The organism is Neisseria sp. SLRRB23 (genome assembly GCF_050896295.1).
Lineage (GTDB): Bacteria > Pseudomonadota > Gammaproteobacteria > Burkholderiales > Neisseriaceae > Neisseria.
This window is the reverse complement of record NZ_JBPBFH010000001.1, coordinates 1-24,998: the sequence shown is the minus strand read 5'-3', so window position 1 is coordinate 24,998 and position 24,998 is coordinate 1. Positions and strand designations below refer to the sequence as shown.

Here is a 24,998-nt window from a genome sequence, read left to right as displayed (position 1 = left end):
GATTCGCTTTCTTCAACTGATGGTTTCAGACGGCATTCCCGTTTGCGGATCGGAATGCCGTCTGAAGGGATTTACAGCTTCGTTCCTGCTTCGATATGCCGTCCTGCTGCAAACGCCGCGATATTCATACGCCTGCCGCCGGCAGGCTGCAATTCGGTAATCTTCAGCGCGTTTTCGCCGCAGGCAACGACCAAACCGTCCGCCAAACAGGACAACACTTCGCCTGCCGTGCCTTGTTGCGCCACCACTTCGGCGCGCCGGATTTTCATCGGCTTGCCCTGATACTCAACCCACGCGGCAGGCACGGGGTTGAAGGCGCGGATTTTGCGTTCGATAACCGCCGCGCTTTCGCTCCAATCGATACGCGCTTCTTCTTTGCTCAATTTTTGGGCGTAAGTAACACCTTCTTCGGGCTGTTTGACCGCGTTCAGACGGCCTTTGCTTTGAAGCTGTTGCAAATCGGCAACAACCGCCGCCGCACCGATTTCCATCAGCGCGTCGTGGACTTCGTTGGCGGTATCGGTAGGTTGGATGGCGTAGCGGTGTTCGCTGACCACATCGCCGGTGTCCAAACCGATGTCCATCTGCATAATGCACACGCCGGTTTCGGCATCGCCGGCNTCAATCGCACGTTGAATCGGTGCCGCTCCGCGCCAACGGGGCAGCAGCGAAGCGTGGATGTTGAGGCAGCCGTGTTTCGGCGCATCCAACACGTCTTGCGGCAGAATCAACCCGTAGGCGGCCACCACCATTACGTCTGCCTCGACCTCTTTGAGCATTTGCAGGGCTTCGGCGTTGTTGCGCAGTTTTTCGGGCTGTGCCACGCGCAAACCGAGTTCCAGCGCGGCTTGTTTGACGGGCGGGGCGGTCAGTTGCATACCGCGTCCTTTAGGGCGGTCGGGCTGGGTCAACACCAGCGGGATTTCAAAACCGGCAGCGGCAACGGCTTTTAAAGCGGCGGCGGCAAAATCGGGCGTTCCGGCGAAGATGACTTTCATATCGTGTCCTAATGTGCGCGGGGTGTGTCGCGATGCCGTCTGAAAACGCCGCAGCGTTCAGACGGCATGGCAAAAGGGTCAAATCGTATGTTTCTGACGTTTTTTCAACTTGGTCTTAATCCGGCTCTGCTTGAGCTGCGACAGGCGTTCGACAAACACAATGCCCATCAGGTGGTCCAACTCGTGCTGCACGCAAATCGCCAGCAAGCCGTCCGCTTCCAACGTGAACTTTTCGCCTTTTTCGTTCAAAGCCTCGACCTTGACGCGTTCGGCTCGGGTTACGGTGTCGTAAATGCCCGGTACCGACAGGCAGCCCTCTTCGTAAGTGGTTTCGCCGTCTTTTTCGACAATAACGGGGTTGATGAACACGCGCGGTTCGCTGCGGTCTTCGGACAAATCCATCACGACCACGCGCTCGTGCACATCGACCTGCGTCGCCGCCAGCCCGATGCCGCGCGCCTCGTACATCGTTTCAAACATATCGGCAACCAGCTTTTGGATGCGCTCGTCAACTTGTTCGACAGGCTTTGCCACCGTGTGCAGACGCTCGTCGGGATATTGGAGGATATTCAGTAAAGCCATAATTTTCTCTTTCCGTCGGCAGATACGCTGCCTGTTTTTCACAATTACCGTGATGGTATGGTTAATTCGATGTTAAAATACGAATAATTTATTGTAATGCGGCACGTCCCGAAAAGACCGTCGCCGCTTTTTCCAACCCAATCAAACAAACAAACCGAAATTCAGTTATAAGGGGAACGGTTATGCAACATCGTATTATAACCCTGCTCTGCATGGCAGGCATGGTATTCTCGACACAAACTTTGGCGGCAAATCTGAAGGTACGTCCGAATGCGCCGCAACGGTACACAGTCAAACAGGGCGACACCCTGTGGGGCATTTCGGGCAAATACCTGTACAGCCCGTGGCAATGGGGCCGCCTGTGGGGTGCAAACCGCAGCCAAATCCACAATCCCAACCTGATTTATCCGGGTCAAGTTTTGGTGTTGCGCTACGTTAACGGCGAACCGCGCCTCAGCCTGGAACAAACAGACAACATCCCGGTTGTCAAAATGAGTCCGAATAAAGAAGTGTCCGGATACGGTATTCCCGCTATCGATGTCAACTTCTACCGCGTCTTTATGCAGCACCCGCAAATCGTTTCCCTCAAAGAAACCGCTGCCGCGCCGCGCCTGGTGGCGGGACCCGACAGCAGGATGCTGTATACCAAAGGAGACCGTGTTTACACTAAAGGGCTGCAAGAACCGGGCCGCTACCTGACCTACCGTATCAATAAAAATATCACTGATCCGGATACGGGTAAATTCCTCGGACAAGAAGTCGCATTCAGCGGCATCGTGCGCGCTCTCCCCTATACCGATTCGGCACTCGAGCAACGCTCCGAACAGGCGGCAGAGCAGTTGAAAGACAACGAATACTATACCCGCGCCCATCCTCTGATTACCCCGCTGCGCACCCATTCGATACAGCCGCTGGTGGTCGAAACCGCCATTTCCGAAATACAGCAGGGCGACTACCTGATGAAAATGCCGGAAGACACCGACCGCTTCAACATGATACCGCATGAACCGTCCCGTCCGGTTCAGGCAAAAATCGTTTCCGTATTTGAAGGCACGGGGGTTGCCGGTCAGTTCCAAACCATTACGATAGACAAAGGCGAAGCAGATGGTTTGGACAAAGGCACGGTATTGAGCCTGTACAAACGCAATAAGGTTATGAAAGTCGACCTCTCCAACAACTTGGCACAAGCACCCAAGAGTAAAGACACGGTCGAGCTGATTTCCACTCCTGCGGAAGAAGTGGCCCTGGCAATGGTTTACCGCACCTCCGAACACCTGTCGTCCGCCATCATTCTGGAAAACATCTCCGATATTTCCATAGGCGACACCGCCGCCAATCCGGGACAGGATTTGGACAATATGCCGGATTCGAACCGCAGCCGCGTGAAGTTTGGCTTCGACCGCTCCGAATAATTCATCATCCGACAAAAATGCCGTCTGAAACACCTTCCGTTTCAGACGGCATTTTTCCATCTTCAATAAAATATCCGCTTAGGCTTTTCCGATGTTTTTGAAATCTCCTGCAACGCCTGATTGAGCGCGTCCAAATCCAACGCCGTTTCCGAACGGCAGGCATCGCCGAAGATGTTTTTATATTCCGCCGTCAGTTTCAGTATCCCTTTGAACGCGCGCCCTTCCAAAGCCGCCGACAACTCGAAAATATCGGCGAACACGCGTCCATAGGTTTCACCCGAAGCAACCGCGTCCGTCCCCAATGCGAACATATCCATTTTTGCCAACTCGGCGGCAATCGTGCGCGCGTCTTCGTCGTCGGGCAGCACTTCCGCCTTGAACCTGACCTGTTCCGCCATGCCTTTGCCGTGGTTTTTGACCAGCAGGGCGAGCATTTGCGGCTTGTGTTCCAAGTGTTGCAAAGAAGCGTGGAGAACCGGATGGATGCTTTCGTTCTGTATCATTTTTTCGCGGTAGAACTTTTCCGCCTTAACCTTTGAACGGGCGGATACGGCAGCCCACGCCAGCCACACCAGCGCGACGGCGGACAATGCGGACAGAAGTGGGGGCAGCTCTTCAGTATAGGCTTTCTGATTGAACCAGATTTGCGCAGTCAAAAAACCGGCAAAGAAAATCAAAACGTAAAGTATCGGTGCAAAGCGGCTTTGGATAGAAGCGTGCATCATTATTCCATTTCAAGTTGGCAAAATGGCGGCAGGCAAAATTCCGCCGCCGGGCTGCGGGAATCCGTCAGGCTTCCGCCACCGAATCCCGGCTGTAGGTTTTTTCGCAGTAGTGGCATTTCAGCCGCGTCTGCCCGTTGTGTTTTTTAACATAAAACCGGCTTTTGACCGGCTCGCCGTGGCTGGCGCAATTGGGGTTCGGGCAGCGGAACACTTCGGCGATTTCATCGGGCAGGTTCAAATGCCGCTTCTGCACGACCTTGAAATTGTCGATAGTATTGACCACCGCTTCGGGGGCGAACAGGGCAAGGCGGTCGGCGGCACTGTCGTCCAACCATACTCCGTTGATTTTGATGATGTCTTTGCTGCCTTGGGTTTTGCTGGGCAGGTTGAAGCCCACGGTTACCGCGTTGCCGTAGTGCAAAAGTTTGAACTGGCGCAGGATGGTCAGCCCCCTGCCGGCGGGAATATGGTCGATAACCGTACCTTTTTCAATGGCTTCGACACTGAGTTTCGGGGTTTCCATATCGGTTCCTCACACTTCTTCGTTCAACACCAGCGACAATATCGCCATACGCGCATAAACGCCGTTGGTTGCCTGCTCGAAATAATAGGCATGCGGCGTAGCATCGACATCGGGATGGATTTCATCCACGCGCGGCAAAGGGTGCAGCACGCGCAGGTTCGGTTTGGCGTGGGCGAGCATAGACGCTTCGAGGTTGAATTTGCCTTGGATTTTGGCAAATTCCTGTTCGTCGAAACGCTCGCGCTGAACACGGGTCATATACAGGATGTCTGCCCATTCCGTCGCCTCTTCCAAACTGCCGAGGATACGGTATCGGCAGCCAGCTTCTTCCAACTCTTCGGTAATGTAGTCGGGCATCGCGAGGCTGGGCGGCGAAACAAAGGCAAATTCACAATTCCAGCGTTTCAACGCCTGACAAAGCGAATGCACGGTGCGCCCGTATTTCAAGTCGCCTGCCATGGCGATTTTTAGCTTGTCCAAACGTCCCTGCGTTTCATAAATGGTAACCAGGTCGAGCAGCGTCTGACTGGGGTGCTGGTTCGTGCCGTCGCCGGCGTTGATAACGGGGACGCGCGAAAACTCCGCTGCCACGCGCGCCGCGCCGTCTTTGGGGTGGCGTTGGATGATTGCGTCGGTGTAGCCGGAAATGATGCGGGCGGTATCGGCAAGCGTTTCGCCTTTTTTGGCACTGGTATTCGCGCCGTCCGAGAAACCGATAACTTTGCCGCCCAGCCGCTGCACCGCCGTTTCAAACGACAGCCTCGTGCGCGTGGACGGTTCAAAGAAGCACGAACCGATAAGTTTCCCTTCCAGCAGGTCGCCGCGCGGCTCCGACTTCAGTTTCAATGCCGTCTGAAGCAGCAGCTCGAGCTGTTCCCGCGTCAAATCAGAAATAGAAATAACATGCTGTTTATATAGCGGATTAGGCATTTCACCCCTCCTCCGTAAAAGACCCGCGCCAAGCAGGCATCCGGTTATGCATCCACACCGCCCGAGTGTTTCAAAAAGCGGCAATACGCCGCGTATTATCGCACATTTGCCGCCGCAAAGTTTTACCGCACGAATCCTGTACTTTTCAGACGGCATATCCAAACACGCCCGCATAAGCATAAGGTATAATCGCGCCAGACATTTCTTTTCAGGAAGCCGCCATGTTAGTCTGCAACCCTTACGAAGTCGTCATCCACGGCACAACGAGTTCCGGCAAGATTTTCCGTCCCAGCGACTGGGCGGAACGCCTGTGCGGCATCCTGTCCTCGTTTACCAAAGACAACAGGCTTTCCTACTCGAAATGGGTGCGCCCCATGCTGGTGGACAACATCCGCTGCGTCGCCGTCGATAAAAAACTGGAAACCGACAATCCGCAGATGTTCCGCTTCCTGATGGACTTTGCCGCCGACAACGACCTGCGCGTCATCGACTGCAAAGCCCTGCTTGAAGAACGCGAACAGGGCGGACAAAACGACCCTGCCGACGAACGTGTCCTGCTGGCACAGGCAATCGAAGAAAAACACGCCGCCGAGAAAGCACAGGAACAGACCGCCTCGGGCGCATCCTACATTTTGCGCGAAATCGGCGCGGACGACACCGCCACCGCCTTTGCAGCCTTGAGCGTTTTGCGTTCCGCCCTGACCGACATCAACCGCTTTACCGAACAGATCAACAAAATCCAACGCCCCCAAGGCTACCGCCTGCTGGGTATTTTTGAAGAAGGTAAATACAATGCCGTCGCCGTCTGCGGTTTCCACGAAGCCTGCAACCTCGCCAGCGGCCGACATATCCATATCGACGACATCGTTACCCTGCCGCAAAGCCGCCGCAAAGGTTATGCTTCGCACCTGCTGGAAGAAGTCCGGAAAATCGGTGCAGAAACAGGGGTTACCAAAATCCACCTTAACGTCCACGTCAACCACGACCGTGCCGACGCGCACCGCCTGTATTTCAAAAACGGTTTTGATATCTGCGCCTACCACTTCCGTTGCGACCCCAAATGAAAATACTCCTCCTCATCTGCACCCTGTTGCCCCTTGCCGCCTGCACCACCTTTTCCGGACAAGGCGGCAGCCGGATTTACGGCGAAATCAAAACCGGTATCGAAACCCGGCACAGCCGTTAAAAAATGCCGTCTGAACCCCGTTGCTTCAGACGGCATTTCACAATATGCGTTCTATTTTTCAACGTTGCCGGTCTTTGCAGCCCTGACCGAAACCGTCTGCAGCCTATACCAGCCAAACAGCCTGACCACGCACAACACCGCCAGCCACGGCATACACAAAGCCGTCAGGACATAACGCGCATTACCCGTATTGACCACATCAACGCCACGCATCAGCGACAACAGCGCGTTTGCCCACTCCCACACCGAAGGCACGCTAAACGCCAAAACCGCCACCAAACCCAACGTCCGGAATATTCCGATTTCCAAAACCTGCCGCCGCAACACCGAACGGTTGAGCAAAAACAAAACCACCAACCCGAAGCCGACTACCGCCGACATACCTCCGTTTGCAACAATCTGCAAACTGTTGAACGCAATATCGGGGGTAACGGCCAATACGCCTTCAGAATCCGGCACGGCACGCTGCAAATCCAAACCCTGCAACACATTCAATACAAAACCGTACACCAAATCCGCCAATACCACGCCTATCGGCAAAGCACTCAAAAGCCGCCACATCTTTTCATCCGTCAAGCTGTTCAAAACTTTATTTTACCCGACCGTGCAGGCCGCCGAACAAAAATAAATTCAGCTTGAACATCATGCCGCACCCCACCGACACCGATACAGGTAAAACATCAGTCCGCCTATTTAAACCATTTTTAAAATCAAACCATAAGATTCCGAGCCGAGGGAAATTCCATACGGACAACGCAAACCGACCGAACCCGACTCGCCGCCGAAACATTGCGCACCCGATAATCCGAGCCGTACACCATGCCGTCTGAAACCGATGCCGCCGGGTTTCAGACGGCATCTTATTTGCCCTCCGCAGCAAACCAACCTAATCGGCACGCTTCGGCGAAGCCGAAAGAATTGTGCAAATTCGGCAACGTGGTATAAAATTGAGTGTCTATACTAAAGCGAAACAAGGCAGTCAACTGCCTTGTTTATTTGTCTGCCTTTTTACGGAAACCGAAATGACCCCTTTCACACTGAAAAAAACCGTCCTGCTGCTCGGCACTGCCTTTGCCGCCGCATCTGTCCACGCATCCGGCTACCACTTCGGCACACAGTCGGTCAACGCGCAAAGCACGGCAAATGCCGCCGCCGCAGAAGCCGCCGACGCATCGACCATCTTCTACAACCCCGCCGGCCTGACCAAACTCGACAGCAGCCAGATTTCCGTCAACGCCAATATCGTGTTGCCCAGCATTCATTATGAGGCGGATTCCGCCACCGACTTTACCGGCATTCCCGTCCAAGGTTCGAAAAGCGGCAAAATCACCAAAACCACGGTTGCGCCCCACATCTACGGCGCATACAAAGTCAATGACGACGTAACTTTGGGTTTGGGCGTGTACGTCCCCTTCGGCTCTGCCACCGAATACGAAAAAGATTCCGTGTTGCGCCACAACATCAACAAACTCGGTCTGACCAGCATCGCCGTCGAACCTGTCGCCGCATGGAAACTCAACGACCACCATTCCTTCGGCGCAGGCATCATCGCCCAACATACTTCCGCCGAACTGCGTAAATATGCCGACGGGGGGATTATGGAAAAAGCGAGAGCACTAAAAGAAACACCCCCCAATCCAACTAAAGCCGCTCAAATCAAGGCCGACGGACACGCCGATGTCAAAGGCAGCGATTGGGGCGTCGGCTACCAACTGGCGTGGATGTGGGACATCAACGACCGCGCGCGCGTGGGCGTGAACTACCGTTCCAAAGTTTCACACACGCTCAAAGGCGATGCCGAATGGGCGGCAGACGGCGCGGCGGCGAAACAACAGTGGAATGACAATATGCTCACACCGCTCGGCTACACGCCAAGCGAAAAAGCCCGCGTCAAAATCGTAACGCCTGAGTCTTTGTCCGTACACGGAATGTACAAAGTGTCCGACAAAGCCGACCTGTTCAGCGACGTAACCTGGACGCGCCACAGCCGCTTCAATAAGGCGGAACTGGTTTTTGAAAAAGAAAAAACCGTCGTCAAAGGCAAATCTGACCGCACCACCATCACCCCCAACTGGCGCAACACCTACAAAGTCGGCTTCGGCGGTTCTTATCAAATCAGCGAACCGCTGCAACTGCGCTCCGGCATCGCTTTTGACAAATCGCCCGTCCGCAACGCCGACTACCGCATGAACAGCCTGCCCGACGGCAACCGCATCTGGTTCTCCGCCGGTATGAAATACAATATCGGCAAAAACCACGTCGTCGATGCCGCCTACACCCACATCCACATCAACGACACCAGCTACCGCACGGCGAAGGCAAGCGGCAGCGATGTGGACAGCAAAGGCGCGTCTTCCGCACGTTTCAAAAACCACGCCGACATCATCGGCCTGCAATACACCTACAAATTCAAATAAACGTCCCGCCGTTTGATTGTAGAAATGCCGTCTGAAACAGATTTCCGTTTCAGACGGCATTGTTTTAGGCTCGATTTATAGTGGATTAACAAAAATCAGGACAAGGCGACGAAGCCGCAAACAGTACAAATAGTACGGAACCGATTCACTTGGTGCTTGAGCACCTTAGAGAATCGTTCTCTTTGAGCTAAGGCGAGGCAACGCCGTACTGGTTTTTGTTAATCCACTATAAATCGAAGCAGGAAAACACTGCCGCTATCCCCGTACAGACAGGAATGACGGGGTGCATTTTGATTTGTTCCACTGCAACAATGCCGTCTGAACGCTTCCGTTTCAGACGGCATTTTTATCCGGCAGCCGATACGCCTACCTCGGTATTCTATTAAACATTTGCCAAACTGCCTTCATATCAAAACAATCGGAACGCTCGGGCAGCAAAACGGCAGCAGGCAGCTTGGTGATGCCGTTCAAGCCGCGCGGGAACAGCGCAATCCGCTCTTTGCCCTTTTCCGCATAATCCGCCTTGCGGTTGTGGACGGAAACCACTTCGCGATGGCGGTAAAGCAGCGTGTTCATCTCAATATAAGCTTCGTTGTGGATGGCTGCCGACTGTTTCTGCAACACGTCAATCTGCCTGTTGAGCTTGTCGTTGGTTTTCATCAGCCTGTTGAAGAACGACGGTTGCTCCTGCAGTTTGGCGGTACAGGCTTCGATACTTTCCGATACCGGCCCGAACTGTTCGAGGTATTTTTCCAAACAGTTTTCCAAGTCGGTTAGGCAGCTGGCCATCTTGCGGGAAAATTCTTCTTCAGGCTTTCCCTGCCGAATGGACAATATCTCGCGGCGGCGGTCTTCCATTGCGGAAATATAGGCGTTCATGCGGTCAGACATATTTTCCGCATCCCTGCTCATCCACAGCGCGGGCAACAGGCGGAAGTTTTCAAACGAATTGAAGATGCCGCCGAAAGACTGGCGGAAGGCGATATAAATATATTTCAAATCTTCTTCGCCCTTCGCCATACGCGTCAGGCAATAGTAGAACGGATCGAGGACGGTGTCGCCCAACAGCCGCTCGAATTGGTCCAATCTGGCGGCAACTGCCCATTCGCCCGACAAACCGTGTTCCGCACCGAGCTGCCGCCATTTTTCGACTTTGGCTTCGGCTGTGGTTTTTTCGGGCAGCGGTTTGATGGGAATCCTGCTTTTGGGGACGGTATTCATCGGTTTGCCCCTAATCGATGGAATAGCCGCGAAGATACTGTATCCGTTCGCGCGTCATCCGCGTGTCGCACTGCAATTTGAGATATTCGGCGTATTCTTTCCCGTCTGCCTGCGCGGCGGCTTGTCGGCAGTTGCTGATTTTTTCCTGCGCCCACTTGCGTTGTTCGCCGACCAACTCTTTTTGCACGTCGGTATCGAGTCCGCCCCAAAGTTTGGTAATTTCGGATTCCGCACGTTGGTTTTGTACGCGCGCCTCTTCCACTTCGCCCTGTGATACGGTAACGGTATCGGCACGCTCGACGTCGTCGGGATGCAGGATTTCGGGTTCGGGCGCGCCTTCTGCGGCTTGGGGTACGCCCGCATCGCCGCCGGCGGCATTGTGTTCCAAAATGTCTTCGGGCGTGGGTTTGGACGGTTCTTCTTCACGGGCTTTGCCGCTCAAAANCCTGACCGCGTCTTCTTTTTTCACCGCCTTGCCGTCTATCATCACGATGCTCTTCACGCCGTAAGGCAGCAGCGCGGCAGACAGCGTTTGCGCCGCCATACCGACCGTGTTGTCGATAAATGCCGTCAGAGCGTCTTTGGCGGGCAGGAAGCGGACGGATGCCGTCAATACGCCGTCTTTAAACTCGACATTGCCGCCCGTCTTCTGCTGCACGATGTCTGCCAAAGACGTTTCCCCATACAGCAGGGGGCTGTTTGCCTCGGCATCGGCAAGCGTTTCAGACGGCACGGTAATGTTCAAATCGGCGATACAGAACGTGCGCCCGCCTTCCTGCGTTTCCGAAGCGTGTTCCAAAGAAAACGCCAAACCGTAGGCGGCGGCGATAATTTTGTCGGCATCGACAAACTGCCTGCCGTCTTCGCGCGCGAAAGAACGCGCTTCCTGCGTGAGCGTTTCCTGAATACTGCCGCGTATATCCTGCAACACGGCGGGATTGGCGCATTCCAACGCCTTGGGCGGTTCTTCCCTGCCGCATGCGGCAAGCAGCAGGGCAAACGGCAGCGCAATGAGTTTCCGATACATGATGTTCCTTCCAAACGGTGCAGACCGATGGCGGCTATCATAGCAAAAGCACCTGCAGGCGGTAAACCTTGCAGGTGCTTTGTCGGAAAGGCGTAAAAATCAGCCTTTAAAGAAATTCACAAAGCCGGTGAGAACCGCGGCATTAATCAAATCGACAAAGAACGCACCAACCATAGGCACAATCAAAAACGCCTTATGCGACGCGCCGAAAGTATGCGTGATGGACTGCATATTTGCCACCGCCGTCGGCGTTGCACCCAAGCCGAAACCGCAATGGCCGGCAGCCAACACCGCCGCATCATAGTCGCGCCCCATAAAGACATAGGTAACAAAAGTCGCGTACAAAACCATCACCACGGTTTGTACGGCAAGGATGACGGTTACAGGCCCCGCCAAACCGGTCAGCTCCCACAGTTTCAAATTCAGCAACGCCATTGCCAAGAAAAGCGAAAGCGAAGCATTGCCGAACACATCGATGGCGCGGTCGAACATATTGACCTTGAATGCGGCGGTAAGGATGTTACGGATGACCACGCCGCCAAACAGACACCACACGAATTTGGGCAGGTCGAACAGGTATTCTTTGTCGAAACCGTCCATAATCTCAGCAAACGCCAGACACGCGGCAAACATCGCCAGCGTTTCAACGGCAGATTCCGCCGTAATCAGGCGGGTGCGTTTTGCCTGCTCGAACACGTCGTCCGCGTTGTCGTCCTGATCCTGTTTTGTGTTTTCAACCGGTTTGCGGCCCATTTTATTAATCAGGCGGCGGGCAACCGGTCCGCCGATCAGACCGCCGAACACCAGGCCGAAAGTTGCAGAAGCCATACCCAAGCCGGTTGCACCGACCAAGCCGTATTTGGTTTCAAAATCCGGCCCCCAGGCACCCGCCGTGCCGTGTCCGCCCGTCAACGTAATCGAGCCGGTAATCAGGCCGATCAGCGGATCCAAACCCAAAGCCGTAGCCAGTCCGACCCCGACAAAGTTTTGCANAACAATGAACGCGCCTACCACGGCGGTAAAAACCACCAGCGGCAAACCGCCCGCCTTCAAACGGGAAAAATCCGCGCTCAAGCCGATGGACGTGAAGAAAATCAGCATAAACGCATCTTGCAGCGGTTTTTCAAATTTGAAGCTCACGCCGTACACTTCGTGCAGCGCAAACAGAATAATCGCGGCAATCAGGCCGCCTGCCACAGGCTCAGGAATATTAAAATCCCTCAACAACTTGATTTTTTTAACTAAAAATTTACCCACCAACAAGACCAGGGTAGCAGCAATCAGCGTGTAATAGCTGTTAAACGCCCATTCCATATCGTTTGACCTCCTAAAATGTTTTTCTTCATGTCCGCCCGAAGGGGACGCAGGCGCGAAGATATTAGGGGAATAGTTAAAGCTTGTCAAAGAATCGCCGTTTTTTATAGTGGATTAACAAAAATCAGGACAAGGCGACGAAGCCGCAGACAGTACAAATAGTACGGAACCGATTCACTTGGTGCTTCTGCACCTTAGAGAATCGTTCTCTTTGAGCTGAGGCGAGGCAACGCCGTACTGGTTTTTGTTAATCCACTATACAACTATTTTTTACAAACAAATGCCGCCTGAAACTCCGTTCAGACGGCATCGGGCATTCGCACCTGTTCAATAATTGGTCGAACAGAACTGCTCGCGCTTGTCCGCATCGGCGGCATAACACGTCAAACCCATACCTGCCGCATTGCTGTTGGCCGCCTTCGCACCCGGTTTTTTGTTCACCGAAACCTTGCCGTCTTTGCCGATTTCAACGGTTACGCCTTTGCCGTTTTTCATCTTCCATTTCAACACTTGCGCATCGGCACTTTGGCACTTGCTGACCGCGCAGCCGCCCTCCGCCGAGACATTGCCGTTTTTATAAATCACGCACTGCTGCTGGCTGTCGGCACACGCCGCAAACGCAGAAACCGAAAAACAGGACAACAGCGCGGCAAACATCAATTTCTTCATGGTTCGGACTCCTTCTTTATATAACGGTTTAATCATACCGAAACTATACGCCTGTCTGCACCGTCAGTCCGGAGGGTATGGCGTAAAACATCATATTGATTTGATATTGGATAAATTTCAAATATAGTGGATTAAATTTAAACCAGTACAGCGTTGCCTCGCCTTGTCCTGATTTTTGTTAATCCACTATATTATCAATTAGTCGGCAATAAGATATTCATCAGCGCGATATTGATATAGTAGTTGCTTCTGCCCATCTTTTCTTTGTGCAAGAATCCGCCTTCTGTTAGTTCATCCAGGTATTTGGCGGCACTGGGGCGGGAAACGTTCAGCGTTTTCATCAGGAAATCGATTTTTGTGTAGGGATGATTGAACAGGTGGTTAATCAGGTCTNGGCTGTAGAAACTGAAGTTTTTCCTGATGCGGTGTTTGTAGTCCAACATCTTCTGATGGATGTGCTGCACGGTATCGATGCCGTCTTTGGCGGTTTGTTCCACGGCTTCCAGCATATAGAGCAGCCAATCTTCCCATTCGCCCGTATCGCGTACGTGTTGCAGCAGGCGGTAATATTCGCTTTTATTCCGTACCAGATAGCGGCTGAGGTATAAGACGGGAATATCCAGCAATCCGGTTAAAACCAGATACAGCACATTGATAATCCTGCCTGTCCTGCCGTTGCCGTCGTAAAACGGGNGGATACTTTCAAACTGATGGTGGATCAGTGCCATACGGATCAGCGGATCGATGGGTTTTGCCGTGCTGCCGTCATTGACAAATGCCTCCAGCCTGCCCATCAGGCGGATGATGTCGTCCGTATGTTGCGGCGGCGTATAGACGGTTTCGCCAGTACGGTCGTTTTTCAGCATCGTCCCCGACTGTTTGCGGAATCCGGCGCGGTTCTTTTCCAACTCGGCCTGTATCGTCAAAATATGATTGTTGGTCAGTATTCCGTGTTTTTGGATAAGGCCGAAGCCGCAATGCAGTGCCGAAGCATAATTCTGCACTTCTTTAATGGCAGGACTGGACGGGCTTGCCGATATTCCTGCACGGAACAGCTCGTCATGGGTGGTGATGATATTTTCGATTTCGGAACTGTCTTTGGCTTCCTGCAAAGACAGCGTGTTAATCAGAATGCCTTGGTTGGGGATACTGCGGCAGATGCCTTTTAATTCGGCCAGATAACGATGGGCGGAAGCCAGTTTTTTCAAGACGGCGACCGTTTCAAAATCTATTTCGGGAGGGAATTGTTCGATTGAGTACATTTTAAGGTTTCGGTTAAATGATAAAAAAATCCCGTTTTTTTGCTATATCGCCCCGATATGATAAAAAAACAGGATTTTTTTTACAAGTTAATTTTAATATATTGTTTTAACAAATATTTTTAATCACACTTCAGGCAACCCCTACCGCTTCAACTTGGCCAACGCATCCGCCATCGCCGAATTGGTCGGGGCGCGGTCGTTGCGTTGGGGTTTGCGGCCGGCTGTCCGTTCGCGGCTGCGGTTTTCAGACGGCATTTTATGTTTTGCGCCGCCCGGTTCGTCATCCAAGCGCATGGTCAGCGCGATGCGTTTGCGTGCGGCATCGACTTCCAGCACTTTCACTTTCACCACGTCGCCGGCTTTCACCACTTCGCGCGGGTCTTGGACGAACTTATTAGACAGGGCGGAGATGTGCACCAAGCCGTCCTGATGGACGCCGATGTCCACGAACGCGCCGAAGTTGGCGACGTTGGAGACCACGCCCTCGAGTATCATGCCAACCTTCAAGTCGCTGATTTCATGGATGCCTTCGGCAAACGATGCCGTCTGAAATTCGCCGCGCGGGTCGCGGCCGGGTTTTTCCAGCTCGGACAAGATGTCCAAAATGGTCGGCAGACCGAAGCGTTCGTCGGTAAAATCGGATGCTTTGATTTGCTTCACGCGCTCGCGGTTGCCGATGAGTTCGGCGGCGGTAATGCCTTGTTGCGCCAGCATTTTGGCGACGACGGGATAGGCTTCGGGGTGGACGGCGCTCGCGTCCAGCGGCTCTTTGCCGCCGTTAATCCGCAAAAAGCCTGCTGCTTGCTCGAAGGTTTTTTCGCCCAAACGCGGCACTTTCAACAATTTTTTTCGGCTGTCGAACGCGCCGTTTTCATCGCGGTAGGCAACGATGTTTTGGGCAAGAGTTTGATTCAAACCGGAAATCCGCGCCAAGAGTGGGGCGGAAGCAGTGTTCACGTCCACGCCGACGGCGTTCACGCAGTCTTCGACCACCGCGTCCAGCGATTTGGCAAGCTGACTTTGGTTCACGTCGTGCTGATACTGGCCCACGCCGATGGATTTGGGGTCAATTTTGACCAACTCGGCAAGCGGGTCTTGCAGCCTGCGGGCGATGGACACCGCGCCGCGCAGGGAAACGTCCAAGTCGGGGAACTCGCGCGCCGCCAGTTCGGACGCGGAATAAATCGACGCACCGGCTTCGGAAACGACGATTTTGTGCAGCCCCATTTTCGACATTTCACGCACCAGTTCGCCCGCGATTTTGTCGGTTTCTCGGCTGGCGGTGCCGTTGCCGATGGCGATGAGCTTCACGCCGTGCTGCTTAATCAGCTGCGATAGCGTTGCCAACATATTGTTTTCTTGGTGTAAATAGACAATGACCGTATCCAGCAGCTTGCCCGTGTCGTCCACCACAGCGCATTTCACGCCGTTGCGGTAGCCGGGGTCGAGGCCCAGCGTGGTCAGCCGTCCGGCGGGCGCGGCGAGCAGCAAGTCTTTGAGATTGCGGGCGAACACGGTAATCGCATCGGTATCGGCGGCTTCTTTCAGACGATTTAGGGCTTCGAGTTCCAACGACAAAAAGATTTTCGCGCGCCAAGTCAGGCGCACGGCGTCGCGCAGCCATTTGTGGTTGTCTGAAACCTTGAAACGGCGGGCGATGATTTGCTCGTATTCGCTTTGCTGGGTAATCGGCGTGTCGTCGGGCTGGTATTTGAGCGCGATGTTCAACACGCCTTCGTTGCGGCCGCGCAAAACCGCCAGCGCGCGGTGGCTGGGCATGGCGCGCACGGGTTCGCGGTGGTCGAAATAATCGCTGAATTTTTCGCCTTCGGTTTCTTTGCCTTCAACGACTTGCGCATGGATTTCGGCTTCGTTCCACAACTTATCGCGCAGCGTACCGATGAGTTCCGCGTCTTCGGCAAACTGCTCCATCAGAATCGCGCGCGCGCCGTCCAGCGCGGCCTTGGTGTCGGGAACGTTTTCGTTCAGGTAGCCTTGTGCGGCGGCTTCCGCGTCCTGCGGCTGCTCGGCAAGCAACACGTCCGCCAGCGGCTGCAAACCGTGTTCGCGCGCGATTTGCGCCTTGGTGCGGCGTTTGGGCTTGTAGGGCAGGTACAGGTCTTCCAGCGCGGTTTTGTTGTCGGCGGCTTCGATTTGCGCCCTGAGGTCGTCTGAAAGCTTGCCTTGCTCTTCAATGCTTTTTAACACAACGGCTTTGCGCTCTTCCAATTCGCGCAGGTATTGCAGCCGCTCGGCAAGCTGGCGCAACTGCGTGTCGTCCAGCCCGCCCGTGGCTTCTTTACGGTAACGCGCAATAAAGGGGACGGTCGCGCCGTCGTCCAAAAGCTCGACGGCGGCAGTGATTTGCGCGGCGGTGGCGGAGAGTTCTTGGGAGAGGATTCGGGTGATGTTCATAAATTGCCTCCGTGATACCGTCTGAACAGCCGACGGCGCAATGTGGGTAATCGTTTGGAAAAGATGAAGATAATACTGATATACTTTGCCCGATACAATCTGAAAGGAATGTTTATGACCGTCCTGATTACCGGCGGCACCGGCTTTATCGGTTCGCACACCGCCGTCTCGCTCGTCCAATCCGGTTACGATGCCGTGATTCTGGATAATCTGTGCAACTCGTCTGCCGCCGTCCTCCCGCGCCTTCGGCAAATTACCGGCAGAAACATACCGTTTTATCAGGGCGACATCCGCGACCGTCAGATTTTGAGGCAGATTTTTTCGGAACACGAAATCGAATCCGTCATCCATTTTGCCGGTTTGAAGGCGGTGGGGGAAAGCGTTGCCGAGCCGATGAAATATTACGGCAACAATGTTTACGGCAGCCTGGTGCTGGCGGAAGAAATGGCGCGCGCGGGCGTGTTCAAAATCGTATTCAGCTCGTCGGCAACCGTTTACGGCAATGCGGAAAAAGTCCCCTATACGGAAGATATGCGCCCAGGCGATACCGCTAATCCTTACGGTGCGTCCAAAGCGATGGTGGAACGGATGTTAACCGACATCCAAAAAGCCGATCCGCGTTGGAGCGTGATTTTGTTGCGCTATTTCAATCCGATCGGCGCGCACGAAAGCGGTTTGATCGGCGAACAGCCCAACGGTATTCCCAACAACCTTTTGCCCTATATCTGCCAAGTGGCTTCGGGCAGGCTGCCGCAACTGTCGGTATTCGGCGGCGATTATCCGACCCCCGACGGTACGGGAATGCGCGACTACATTCATGTGATGGATTTGGCAGAAGGGCATATCGCGGCAATGAAGGCGAAAGGCGGCGTTGCCGGCGTACATTTGTTCAACTTGGGTTCGGGGCGCGCCTATTCGGTTTTGGAAATCATCCGTGCCTTTGAGGCCGCATCCGGTTTGCGCATTCCTTACCGAATCCAACCCCGCCGCGCCGGCGACTTGGCGTGTTCCTTTGCCGACCCGTCCCATACCAAACAACAAACCGGCTGGGAAACCAAACGCAGCCTTGCACAAATGATGGAAGATTCGTGGCGTTGGGTCAGTCAAAATCCCGACGGATATGGGGATTAAATGCAAACCGCAAACAAAAAAACCATCCTTGTTACCGGCGGCGCGGGCTTTATCGGCTCTGCCGTTGTCCGTCATATTATCCAAAACACCCGGGACGCTGTCGTCAATGTCGATAAGCTGACTTATGCCGGCAATTTGAAATCTTTGACCGAGGTAGCCGATAATCCCCGCTACGCTTTTGAGCAAGTGGATATTTGCGACCGCGCCGAACTCGACCGCGTGTTCGCGCAATACCGGCCTGATGCCGTGATGCACTTGGCAGCGGAAAGCCATGTCGACCGCTCTATCGATTCGGCAGGCGAGTTTATCAAAACCAATATCGTCGGCACATTCAATCTGCTTGAAGCTGCGCGCGCCTATTGGCAGCAAATGCCGTCTGAACAGTACGAAGCCTTCCGTTTCCACCATATTTCTACCGATGAAGTTTATGGCGATTTAAGCGGCACAGACGATTTGTCTGCCGAAACCACGCCCTACTCGCCGTCCAACCCCTACTCTGCCTCTAAAGCGTCCAGCGACCATCTCGTCCGCGCATGGTTGCGTACTTACGGTTTGCCGACCATTGTAAGCAACTGCTCCAACAACTACGGCCCTTACCATTTCCCGGAAAAACTCATTCCGCTGATGATTCTGAACGCGCTCGACGGCAAACCGCTGCCCGTTTACGGCGACGGGATGCAAATCCGCGACTGGCTGTTTGTCGAAGACCACGCGCGCGCGCTGTATCAGCTTGTTAGCAAAGGTGTTGTCGGCGAAACCTACAATATCAGCGGCCACAATGAAAAAGCCAATATTGAAGTCGTCAAAACCATCTGCGCCCTGCTGGAAGAGCTTGTTCCTGAAAAACCGGCGGGTGTGGCACGTTATGAAGATTTGATTACCTTTGTCCCGGACCGCCCCGGCCACGATGTGCGCTACGCCGTCGATGCGGCGAAAATCAGGCGGGATTTGGGCTGGCTGCCTTTGGAAACTTTTGAATCCGGCCTCCGCAAAACCGTGCAATGGTATCTGGACAACAAAACCTGGTGGCAAAACGTATTGAACGGCAGCTATCGTTTGGAACGTTTAGGTACGGACAAATAGTTTTCAGACGACATCCCGACGCAATGCCGTCTGAAAACCCATCGCAAAGGAAGAAAACAAAGATGAAAGGCATCATACTGGCAGGCGGCAGCGGCACGCGCCTCTACCCCGTCACGCGCGGCGTATCCAAACAACTGCTGCCCGTGTACGACAAACCGATGATTTATTACCCCTTGTCGGTTTTGATGCTGGCGGGAATCCGCGATATTTTGGTGATTACCGCGCCCGAAGACAACGCCTCTTTTAAACGCCTGCTCGGCGACGGCAGCGATTTCGGCATTTCTATCAGCTATGCCGTTCAACCCAGCCCGAACGGCTTGGCACAGGCATTTATCATCGGCGAAGAATTTATCGGCAACGACAATGTTTGCTTGGTTTTGGGCGACAATATTTTCTACGGCCAATCGTTTACGCAAACATTGAAACAGGCCGCCGCCAAGACCCACGGCGCAACCGTATTCGGTTATCAGGTCAAAGACCCCGAACGTTTCGGCGTGGTTGAATTTGACGAAAACTTCAACGCCCTGTCTATCGAAGAGAAACCGCAACAGCCCAAATCCGATTGGGCAGTAACCGGCTTGTACTTCTACGACAACCGCGCCGTCGAGTTCGCCAAACAGCTCAAACCGTCCGCACGCGGCGAATTGGAAATTTCCGACCTCAACCAAATGTATTTGGAAGACGGTTCATTATCCGTCCAAATCTTAGGACGCGGTTTCGCATGGTTGGACACCGGCACCCACGAGAGCCTACACGAGGCGGCTTCCTTCGTCCAAACCGTGCAAAATATCCAAAACCTGCACATCGCCTGCCTCGAAGAAATCGCTTGGCGCAACGGCTGGCTGACGAAAAAAGATGTAGAAACACGCGCAAAGCATTTGGAAAAAACCGCCTACGGGCAATACCTGCTGCACCTGATCGGCAAATAAATGCCGTCTGAACCACTTTCTTCAGACGGCATACAGAGAAAATCATGAACATCATCGACACCGCCCTCCCCGACGTAAAACTTTTAAAACCGCAAGTATTCAAAGACGGACGCGGCTTTTTTATGGAAACCTTCCGCGATGGGTGGTTCAAAGAAAATATTGCCGATCGAACTTTTGTTCAGGAAAACCATTCCCAATCACGCAAAGGCGTATTGCGCGGCCTGCACTACCAAACCGAAAACACACAAGGCAAACTCGTGCGCGCAATTGCCGGAGAAGTGTTCGACGTGGCCGTCGATATGCGAGAAGGTTCGCCGACTTTCGGCAAATGGACGGGCGCAACCCTGTCGGCACAAAACCAATACCAGCTTTGGATGCCCGAAGGCTTCGCACACGGTTTTTACGTTTTGAGCGACACGGCCGAACTTACCTACAAATGCACGGACTATTACAAGCCGGAAGCCGAACAGGTTTTAATATGGAACGACCCGGCAATNGGCATAGACTGGCCGCTTCAAACCGCGCCGCTGCTTTCGCCCAAAGACCTTGCCGGCAAAACGTGGGCACAAGCCGAAAAGCTCCGCCTTACGCTTTCCCGATAAAAAATGCCGTCTGAACGTTTCAGACGGCATTTTTTCTAACAGCCTACCTACCCGCCTTCAGTACGCGCTGTGCAAAGAAAAACATCCCAGTAACGAAGAACGCCAAACCCAACCATGAGGCGGCGGCATCCCAGTTTTTCAGATTCAACGCAAGCGGCGCGTCCGAGCCGCCGTTGGTCACGGAGAAGGCAATAATAAACGCCATAATCACACCAATCAGGCTTTCACCGACAATCAGGCCGGCGGAGAACAAGGTTCCGATGCGCTCGGCGTTTTTCAGACGGCCTTCACGGTTTTCCGCTTTTTTGCCGATGATGTGTTTCAGAACCGCCGCCAACACTGCACCTGCCACGATGGGCATATTGACGGACGGTGGCAGATAAATACCCATACCGACCGCAAGGACGGGCAGGGCAAGTTTACCGCCTGATGATTTTTTCAACACCAAATCGACGACGATTAATACCGCGCCAATCGCGATGCCGGTAAAGATGTAGACCCATTCAAGGTTGTGGGCGAAAATGCCCGACGCGATGGTCGTCATCAAAGTCGCTTGAGGGGCTGCCAAAGCCTGCGCCGCATCCATGCCTTCGCGCGGCATTGCGCCGGTAAAGCCGTAGGCTTCGTAAAGCAGTTCCAACACAGGCGAAATAACCAGCGCACCGACGATGCAGCCGATAATCAGGGCGACTTGCTGCCGCCAAGGCGTTGCTTTGAGCAGGTAGCCGGTTTTCAAGTCTTGCAGGTTGTCATTGGAAATCGAAGCCACGCAGATTACTGCCGAACCGCAGAAAAGCGTCAACGCCAGTAAGAATTTACGGTTGGCTTCATCCGCCATCAAACCGCCTGATTCGCCCACAACCAATAAAACCAGCGAAATGATAACAATGGAAACGATGCCTACGCCGGAAATCGGGCTGGAAGACGAGCCGACCAACCCCGCCATATAACCGCAGGCGGCGGCGACCAAAAAGCCGATGACGGAAGCCAAAAGCGTGCAAACGACCACTAAAAGCCATGCCATGCCGCCCGTAATGTGCGAATCGCCAATAAAGTGGTAAAACGACACGCCTAGAATAAACATCATAGACAACACCCAGAAAATCATGGCTTTAGGCGACAAATCCTGTTCAGCGCGTTCTGTAGCGGGCGCACCGCCGCCAAAACTCTTGAACGACATCTTCATGCCTTCCACCATTGGCTTAAGCAGCATCAAAAGCGTCCAAACCGCCGCGATACCTATGGTTCCCGCACCGATAAAACGCACTTTTTCCTTCCACAGCTTCATCGCAAACGCCGCCATTTCCATATCGGAAGGTTGCGGAATGTGTGAGGAGAAATACGGCACGGCAATGCCCCAAGCAATCGAAATGCCCAACAGGATAGCGATGCCGCCCGTCAGTCCGACCAAATAGCCCGCGCCCAACAATGCCAGTGAAAAGCCCATCGGCAGCTGGAAAATCGCCGTACCGCTTTTAAACCAATAACTCGCGCTGTCGGCAATCACGCGCAGACCTCCGGCGCAAAAGCTCATCAATCCTGCCAACGCGCCGCCTGCCGCCAGCTCTTTGATGCCGCTGCCGCCCTGACGGTCATCCCCTTCTTCATGACCGCCCACTTTCAAAATTTCAGCAGCCGCCACACCTTCCGGATAAGGCAAATCACTTTTCACCACCATCGCGTAACGCAGCGGAATGGTAAAAATCACCCCCAAAATCCCGCCGGCAATACATAAAAGCGTCGTCTGCCAAAACGGGAAACCGCTCCAGTAGCCCGCCATCAGCAAACCGGGCAGGACAAAAATGATGGTCGAAAGCGTACCCGCAGCCGAGGCTTGGGTCTGCACCATGTTGTTTTCCAAAATATTGCTGCCTTTGAAAAACTTTAAAACCGCCATCGAAATCACTGCTGCGGGAATCGACGAGGCAAAGGTCAGCCCTACTTTCAAGCCGAGGTAAACGTTGGACGCAGTAAAAATTACAGTGATCAATGCACCGAGTATCATGCCTCGGAGCGTCAGTTCGCGGTATTCTTCTACCGAACCGGATAAAGATTTATTCATTATTCTTCCTTTAAAAACAGACTTTCACATATTGTTGGCATCACGCCATGATGTCAAGTTTTAAAAAGAACGGTTAAAAACAGTTATCCCACCCTGCCCCATACCCCATTGAAAATAAAAACTATTTCCAAACGAACAAAAACAGCCGTATCAGGGAGGTTCCCAGATACGGCTGCTTGTTTCCGAACCTTAAAATCAATCAAACAAATCGCGCAGCTTGTCTAAAAACGATTTCTTGCGCGGCGTTTGGTTTTCCAAGCCGGTAGAAATCCGCTCAAATTCTTCCAAAAGCTCTTTTTGACGGTCGGTCAAATTGACAGGCGTTTCGACAACAATATGGCAGTACAAATCGCCGGTCGCGCTGCTGCGTAAAGATTTGACACCCTTACCCTTCACGCGCATCCTTCTGCCAGTTTGGGTTTCTTTTGGAACAATAAGCTTAACCTTGCCGTCCAAAGTCGGCACTTCCAACTCACCGCCCAGAGCAGCCGTGGCAAAACTGATCGGCAGTTCGCAATGCAAATCCAAACCATCGCGTTGGAAAATCTTATGAGCCCTGATACGCACCGTTACATACAAATCGCCTGCAGGCGCACCATGCCTTCCCGGCTCGCCTTCCCCGCTCAAACGGATACGTTGTCCGTCATCTATGCCTGCAGGAATATTGACTTCTACAGCCTTGCCGGTTTTATTCCGTCCTTCCCCATGACATTTAATACAAGGGTCTTTAATATGCTTACCTGCACCATGACAAGTCGGACAAGTCTGTTGCATACGGAAAATCGCCTGCTGGATGTGCACCGTACCCGAGCCTTTACAAGTCGGACAGGTTTCAGGGGATGTCCCGGGTTTCGCGCCGCTGCCGTTGCAGACATCGCACGCTTCATAAGTCGGAATATTGATGCGTTTCTTCACACCTTTTGCTGCTTCTTCAAGCGTGATTTCGATACCGACTTGAACATCCTCACCCTGATAATCAGGCTGGGCACGCCCTGAACCGCCTCCAAACATTTGGCTGAAAATATCCCCAAAGTCAAAACCTTGAGCACCACCAAATCCGCCAAACCCTCCAAATCCTCCTTGACCTCCTCCTTCAAATGCCGCATGGCCATATTGGTCATACATAGCACGCTTTTCTTTATCGGACAAAGTTTCATATGCCTTTTGTACTTCTTTAAACTTCTCTTCCGCTTCTTTATTATCAGGATTACGGTCAGGATGATACTTCATTGCCAATTTACGGTAGGCTTTTTTAATTTCTTCATCGGTAGCTGTTCTTGCTACACCCAACGTCGCGTAAAAATCTTGATTACTCATCTTTTCATCTAATTCAAAATAAAATTACCAGTAAAATAAGGGCAACAGGATAAAACACAAGGTTTCCCAAACAAAAACCGTCTTTCAGACGGCATTTCTCCTTCTACTATGTTGAAGATGTATCAGATATCGACGTCTTTACCTACCCAATAATTAAAAAGACAAAATTTGTATCCCACCCCAACCTATCTGGCCGTTAAAAAAGGAAGAGGCAAAAAACAAGCTCATTTAGCTGATATAAAACCGGTAAACGGTCATCATACGATATTTGTACATACCTTCAAATACAGCTCAAAATGATCTTGAGGAATGCCGTTAAACTTACGTAATTTACATTTTGGTTTCTAAAAATTCTAAATTCCGTTAATAAGGTTTTATCGTTGTGGAAATGTATACTGTGATTGATGTGGAAGCGGGTAAATCCGTTTACATCCAATATGTCATAACTGTGGTAGCAGCCGATATAAATAACGCTGTCAGGCTTAACCTGTTAAAGGATAATCGGCAACAATAAGCAGCTATCTAGATATTCGGTACCGAAACACTGAAAACCTTACCATCGCGCTTTAAAACCCGATTACGATTACGGCGACTTTCCCGACTGATCCGCGACTGCATTTGCCTTTACAGTGTCTATCAAAATAGCTTTCGTCGGCTACCACTTCTCCGTTGAAGATCTCCAAATACGGACTATTCTGATAGATAGGTAGACGTAACCAGTGAAAATAATGGGTGGAGGCATTTTTGTTTACGCCAATCCATTCAGAATAGCTGTTATGGTTGTGATGCCTGTAACAAATAGTCCAATGGACCTGTTTTGCTTATATCGGCTTAGCAACTTTCTCTCATGGGATAATTCTGACTCAGATGTAAATATCCCTAGTTATTTAGGATAACTCCTAAAAGAAAACATAAATCATTTCCTTATGAAAATAATATGAAACTTCAAATTCCCATATTAAAAAACAGGAAAATTCCCAAATATCCCTCAAACATCAATCTAAATTCCCAGAAAAAAGGGCGTCAGAATCTTATCTGACACCCTTTTATTTCCTTCCCGCCCTATTTTTTAGCAGCCGGTATAGCCGGTTTGGCAGGGGCCTTAGCCGCAGGCGCGCCGACAGAAGCCTGGTCCTTCAGCTTCGCCAACACCGCAGGGCCGATACCCTTAACCTTCGTCAACTCGTCCACAG

The 24,998-nt window shown here is 52.7% G+C and carries 23 protein-coding genes and 1 pseudogene; 9 read left to right on the top strand and 15 right to left on the bottom strand.

The features are described 5' to 3' along the window. Window positions 1–71: 71 nt before the first annotated feature. Window positions 72–998: a methionyl-tRNA formyltransferase gene (gene fmt, locus ACRPFF_RS00120; RefSeq protein WP_432673478.1), complete on the bottom strand. Its 927-nt coding sequence runs from the start codon at window positions 996–998 to the stop codon at window positions 72–74. A gap of 78 nt (window positions 999–1,076) precedes the next feature. Next, complete coding sequence (gene def / locus ACRPFF_RS00115; RefSeq protein WP_240031161.1) at window positions 1,077–1,580, bottom strand: peptide deformylase; 504 nt, start codon at window positions 1,578–1,580, stop codon at window positions 1,077–1,079. Between the two features lie 182 nt (window positions 1,581–1,762). Between def and ACRPFF_RS00110 the strand changes: the two genes are divergently transcribed. Continuing rightward, entirely contained in the window at window positions 1,763–2,992 is a 1,230-nt protein-coding gene (locus ACRPFF_RS00110) for a LysM peptidoglycan-binding domain-containing protein (RefSeq protein WP_314169563.1), read from the top strand. 62 nt (window positions 2,993–3,054) lie between these two features. Here the strand turns inward: ACRPFF_RS00110 and ACRPFF_RS00105 are convergent, their stop codons facing one another. From ACRPFF_RS00105 to pyrB, 3 genes are all read right to left on the bottom strand, one after another. Then, entirely contained in the window at window positions 3,055–3,714 is a 660-nt protein-coding gene (locus ACRPFF_RS00105) for a hypothetical protein (RefSeq protein WP_432673509.1), read from the bottom strand. A gap of 67 nt (window positions 3,715–3,781) precedes the next feature. Next, entirely contained in the window at window positions 3,782–4,240 is a 459-nt protein-coding gene (gene pyrI / locus ACRPFF_RS00100; RefSeq protein ID WP_411713139.1) for an aspartate carbamoyltransferase regulatory subunit, read from the bottom strand. 9 nt (window positions 4,241–4,249) lie between these two features. Beyond that, on the bottom strand, window positions 4,250–5,170 hold the full coding sequence (gene pyrB, locus ACRPFF_RS00095; RefSeq protein WP_432673477.1) for an aspartate carbamoyltransferase: 921 nt from the start codon (window positions 5,168–5,170) through the stop codon (window positions 4,250–4,252). Window positions 5,171–5,391: 221 nt separating this feature from the next. Between pyrB and ACRPFF_RS00090 the strand changes: the two genes are divergently transcribed. Together ACRPFF_RS00090 and ACRPFF_RS00085 are read left to right on the top strand one after the other, a co-directional pair. Continuing rightward, on the top strand, window positions 5,392–6,234 hold the full coding sequence (locus ACRPFF_RS00090) for a GNAT family N-acetyltransferase (RefSeq protein WP_432673476.1): 843 nt from the start codon (window positions 5,392–5,394) through the stop codon (window positions 6,232–6,234). After that, on the top strand, window positions 6,231–6,356 hold the full coding sequence (locus tag ACRPFF_RS00085) for a hypothetical protein (RefSeq protein ID WP_432673475.1): 126 nt from the start codon (window positions 6,231–6,233) through the stop codon (window positions 6,354–6,356). Before ACRPFF_RS00090 ends, ACRPFF_RS00085 begins: the two co-directional genes overlap by 4 nt. 51 nt (window positions 6,357–6,407) lie before the next feature. On the opposite strand, the gene ACRPFF_RS00080 is transcribed toward ACRPFF_RS00085, so the two are convergent. Next, a complete protein-coding gene (locus ACRPFF_RS00080) occupies window positions 6,408–6,917 on the bottom strand; it encodes a hypothetical protein (RefSeq protein WP_432673508.1) in 510 nt (169 codons plus the stop codon). A gap of 258 nt (window positions 6,918–7,175) precedes the next feature. On the opposite strand from ACRPFF_RS00080, the gene ACRPFF_RS00075 reads away from it, so the two are divergent. Both ACRPFF_RS00075 and ACRPFF_RS00070 read left to right on the top strand, forming a co-directional pair. Then, on the top strand, window positions 7,176–7,301 hold the full coding sequence (locus ACRPFF_RS00075) for a hypothetical protein (RefSeq protein WP_255489363.1): 126 nt from the start codon (window positions 7,176–7,178) through the stop codon (window positions 7,299–7,301). Between the two features lie 77 nt (window positions 7,302–7,378). Beyond that, window positions 7,379–8,773, top strand: coding sequence for an OmpP1/FadL family transporter (locus ACRPFF_RS00070; protein WP_432673474.1), 1,395 nt, complete (start codon window positions 7,379–7,381; stop codon window positions 8,771–8,773). 366 nt (window positions 8,774–9,139) lie between these two features. On the opposite strand, the gene ACRPFF_RS00065 is transcribed toward ACRPFF_RS00070, so the two are convergent. The 6 genes from ACRPFF_RS00065 to ACRPFF_RS00040 form a co-directional block, all read right to left on the bottom strand. Beyond that, window positions 9,140–9,994, bottom strand: a complete 855-nt coding sequence (locus tag ACRPFF_RS00065; protein WP_432673513.1) for a hypothetical protein — start codon at window positions 9,992–9,994, stop codon at window positions 9,140–9,142. 10 nt (window positions 9,995–10,004) lie between these two features. Continuing rightward, the gene (locus ACRPFF_RS00060) at window positions 10,005–11,021 is read right to left on the bottom strand and encodes a lysozyme inhibitor LprI family protein (protein ID WP_432673473.1); all 1,017 of its coding nucleotides are present in this window, start codon (window positions 11,019–11,021) and stop codon (window positions 10,005–10,007) included. Window positions 11,022–11,120: 99 nt separating this feature from the next. Beyond that, a complete protein-coding gene (gene gltS / locus ACRPFF_RS00055; RefSeq protein ID WP_432673472.1) occupies window positions 11,121–12,335 on the bottom strand; it encodes a sodium/glutamate symporter in 1,215 nt (404 codons plus the stop codon). A 327-nt stretch (window positions 12,336–12,662) separates the two neighbouring features. Continuing rightward, the gene (locus tag ACRPFF_RS00050) at window positions 12,663–13,004 is read right to left on the bottom strand and encodes a hypothetical protein (RefSeq protein ID WP_411713179.1); all 342 of its coding nucleotides are present in this window, start codon (window positions 13,002–13,004) and stop codon (window positions 12,663–12,665) included. A gap of 194 nt (window positions 13,005–13,198) precedes the next feature. Then, window positions 13,199–14,266 carry a Fic family protein gene (locus ACRPFF_RS00045; protein WP_432673471.1) on the bottom strand — a complete coding sequence of 356 codons (1,068 nt, stop codon included), beginning with the start codon at window positions 14,264–14,266 and terminating at the stop codon, window positions 13,199–13,201. Between the two features lie 141 nt (window positions 14,267–14,407). Then, entirely contained in the window at window positions 14,408–16,681 is a 2,274-nt protein-coding gene (locus ACRPFF_RS00040) for a Tex family protein (protein WP_432673470.1), read from the bottom strand. Window positions 16,682–16,795: 114 nt separating this feature from the next. Here ACRPFF_RS00040 and galE point away from each other — a divergent pair, with 114 nt between their 5' ends. The 4 genes from galE to rfbC all read left to right on the top strand — a co-directional run bounded on the left by galE (window position 16,796) and on the right by rfbC (window position 20,426). Beyond that, window positions 16,796–17,812 carry a UDP-glucose 4-epimerase GalE gene (gene galE / locus ACRPFF_RS00035; RefSeq protein WP_411713176.1) on the top strand — a complete coding sequence of 339 codons (1,017 nt, stop codon included), beginning with the start codon at window positions 16,796–16,798 and terminating at the stop codon, window positions 17,810–17,812. Beyond that, window positions 17,813–18,895 carry a dTDP-glucose 4,6-dehydratase gene (rfbB, locus tag ACRPFF_RS00030; RefSeq protein WP_411713175.1) on the top strand — a complete coding sequence of 361 codons (1,083 nt, stop codon included), beginning with the start codon at window positions 17,813–17,815 and terminating at the stop codon, window positions 18,893–18,895. Window positions 18,896–18,957: 62 nt separating this feature from the next. Beyond that, entirely contained in the window at window positions 18,958–19,824 is an 867-nt protein-coding gene (gene rfbA, locus ACRPFF_RS00025) for a glucose-1-phosphate thymidylyltransferase RfbA (RefSeq protein ID WP_411713174.1), read from the top strand. A 44-nt stretch (window positions 19,825–19,868) separates the two neighbouring features. Further along, the gene (gene rfbC / locus ACRPFF_RS00020) at window positions 19,869–20,426 is read left to right on the top strand and encodes a dTDP-4-dehydrorhamnose 3,5-epimerase (protein ID WP_432673469.1); all 558 of its coding nucleotides are present in this window, start codon (window positions 19,869–19,871) and stop codon (window positions 20,424–20,426) included. Window positions 20,427–20,469: 43 nt separating this feature from the next. Here the strand turns inward: rfbC and ACRPFF_RS00015 are convergent, their stop codons facing one another. From ACRPFF_RS00015 to ACRPFF_RS00005, 3 genes and pseudogenes are all read right to left on the bottom strand, one after another. Next, a complete protein-coding gene (locus ACRPFF_RS00015; protein ID WP_411713172.1) occupies window positions 20,470–22,488 on the bottom strand; it encodes an OPT family oligopeptide transporter in 2,019 nt (672 codons plus the stop codon). Window positions 22,489–22,683: 195 nt separating this feature from the next. Further along, a complete protein-coding gene (gene dnaJ, locus ACRPFF_RS00010) occupies window positions 22,684–23,805 on the bottom strand; it encodes a molecular chaperone DnaJ (RefSeq protein WP_411713171.1) in 1,122 nt (373 codons plus the stop codon). A gap of 1,062 nt (window positions 23,806–24,867) precedes the next feature. Beyond that, window positions 24,868–24,998: pseudogene (locus ACRPFF_RS00005) on the bottom strand (helix-hairpin-helix domain-containing protein); the annotation flags it as partial.

What these genes read in the sequence shown, in the direction of transcription:
- def (WP_240031161.1), bottom strand. Translation starts at nt 1,580, where the DNA reads ATGGCTTTACTGAATATCCTCCAATATCCCGACGAGCGTCTGCACACG.
- pyrB (WP_432673477.1), bottom strand. Translation starts at nt 5,170, where the DNA reads ATGCCTAATCCGCTATATAAACAGCATGTTATTTCTATTTCTGATTTG.
- dnaJ (WP_411713171.1), bottom strand. Translation starts at nt 23,805, where the DNA reads ATGAGTAATCAAGATTTTTACGCGACGTTGGGTGTAGCAAGAACAGCT.
- rfbB (WP_411713175.1), top strand. Translation starts at nt 17,813, where the DNA reads ATGCAAACCGCAAACAAAAAAACCATCCTTGTTACCGGCGGCGCGGGC.
- ACRPFF_RS00090 (WP_432673476.1), top strand. Translation starts at nt 5,392, where the DNA reads ATGTTAGTCTGCAACCCTTACGAAGTCGTCATCCACGGCACAACGAGT.
- rfbA (WP_411713174.1), top strand. Translation starts at nt 18,958, where the DNA reads ATGAAAGGCATCATACTGGCAGGCGGCAGCGGCACGCGCCTCTACCCC.
- ACRPFF_RS00075 (WP_255489363.1), top strand. Translation starts at nt 7,176, where the DNA reads ATGCCGTCTGAAACCGATGCCGCCGGGTTTCAGACGGCATCTTATTTG.
- pyrI (WP_411713139.1), bottom strand. Translation starts at nt 4,240, where the DNA reads ATGGAAACCCCGAAACTCAGTGTCGAAGCCATTGAAAAAGGTACGGTT.
- ACRPFF_RS00085 (WP_432673475.1), top strand. Translation starts at nt 6,231, where the DNA reads ATGAAAATACTCCTCCTCATCTGCACCCTGTTGCCCCTTGCCGCCTGC.
- ACRPFF_RS00105 (WP_432673509.1), bottom strand. Translation starts at nt 3,714, where the DNA reads ATGCACGCTTCTATCCAAAGCCGCTTTGCACCGATACTTTACGTTTTG.
- ACRPFF_RS00015 (WP_411713172.1), bottom strand. Translation starts at nt 22,488, where the DNA reads ATGAATAAATCTTTATCCGGTTCGGTAGAAGAATACCGCGAACTGACG.
- ACRPFF_RS00080 (WP_432673508.1), bottom strand. Translation starts at nt 6,917, where the DNA reads ATGTGGCGGCTTTTGAGTGCTTTGCCGATAGGCGTGGTATTGGCGGAT.
- ACRPFF_RS00065 (WP_432673513.1), bottom strand. Translation starts at nt 9,994, where the DNA reads ATGAATACCGTCCCCAAAAGCAGGATTCCCATCAAACCGCTGCCCGAA.
- ACRPFF_RS00050 (WP_411713179.1), bottom strand. Translation starts at nt 13,004, where the DNA reads ATGAAGAAATTGATGTTTGCCGCGCTGTTGTCCTGTTTTTCGGTTTCT.
- galE (WP_411713176.1), top strand. Translation starts at nt 16,796, where the DNA reads ATGACCGTCCTGATTACCGGCGGCACCGGCTTTATCGGTTCGCACACC.
- ACRPFF_RS00110 (WP_314169563.1), top strand. Translation starts at nt 1,763, where the DNA reads ATGCAACATCGTATTATAACCCTGCTCTGCATGGCAGGCATGGTATTC.
- ACRPFF_RS00040 (WP_432673470.1), bottom strand. Translation starts at nt 16,681, where the DNA reads ATGAACATCACCCGAATCCTCTCCCAAGAACTCTCCGCCACCGCCGCG.
- ACRPFF_RS00070 (WP_432673474.1), top strand. Translation starts at nt 7,379, where the DNA reads ATGACCCCTTTCACACTGAAAAAAACCGTCCTGCTGCTCGGCACTGCC.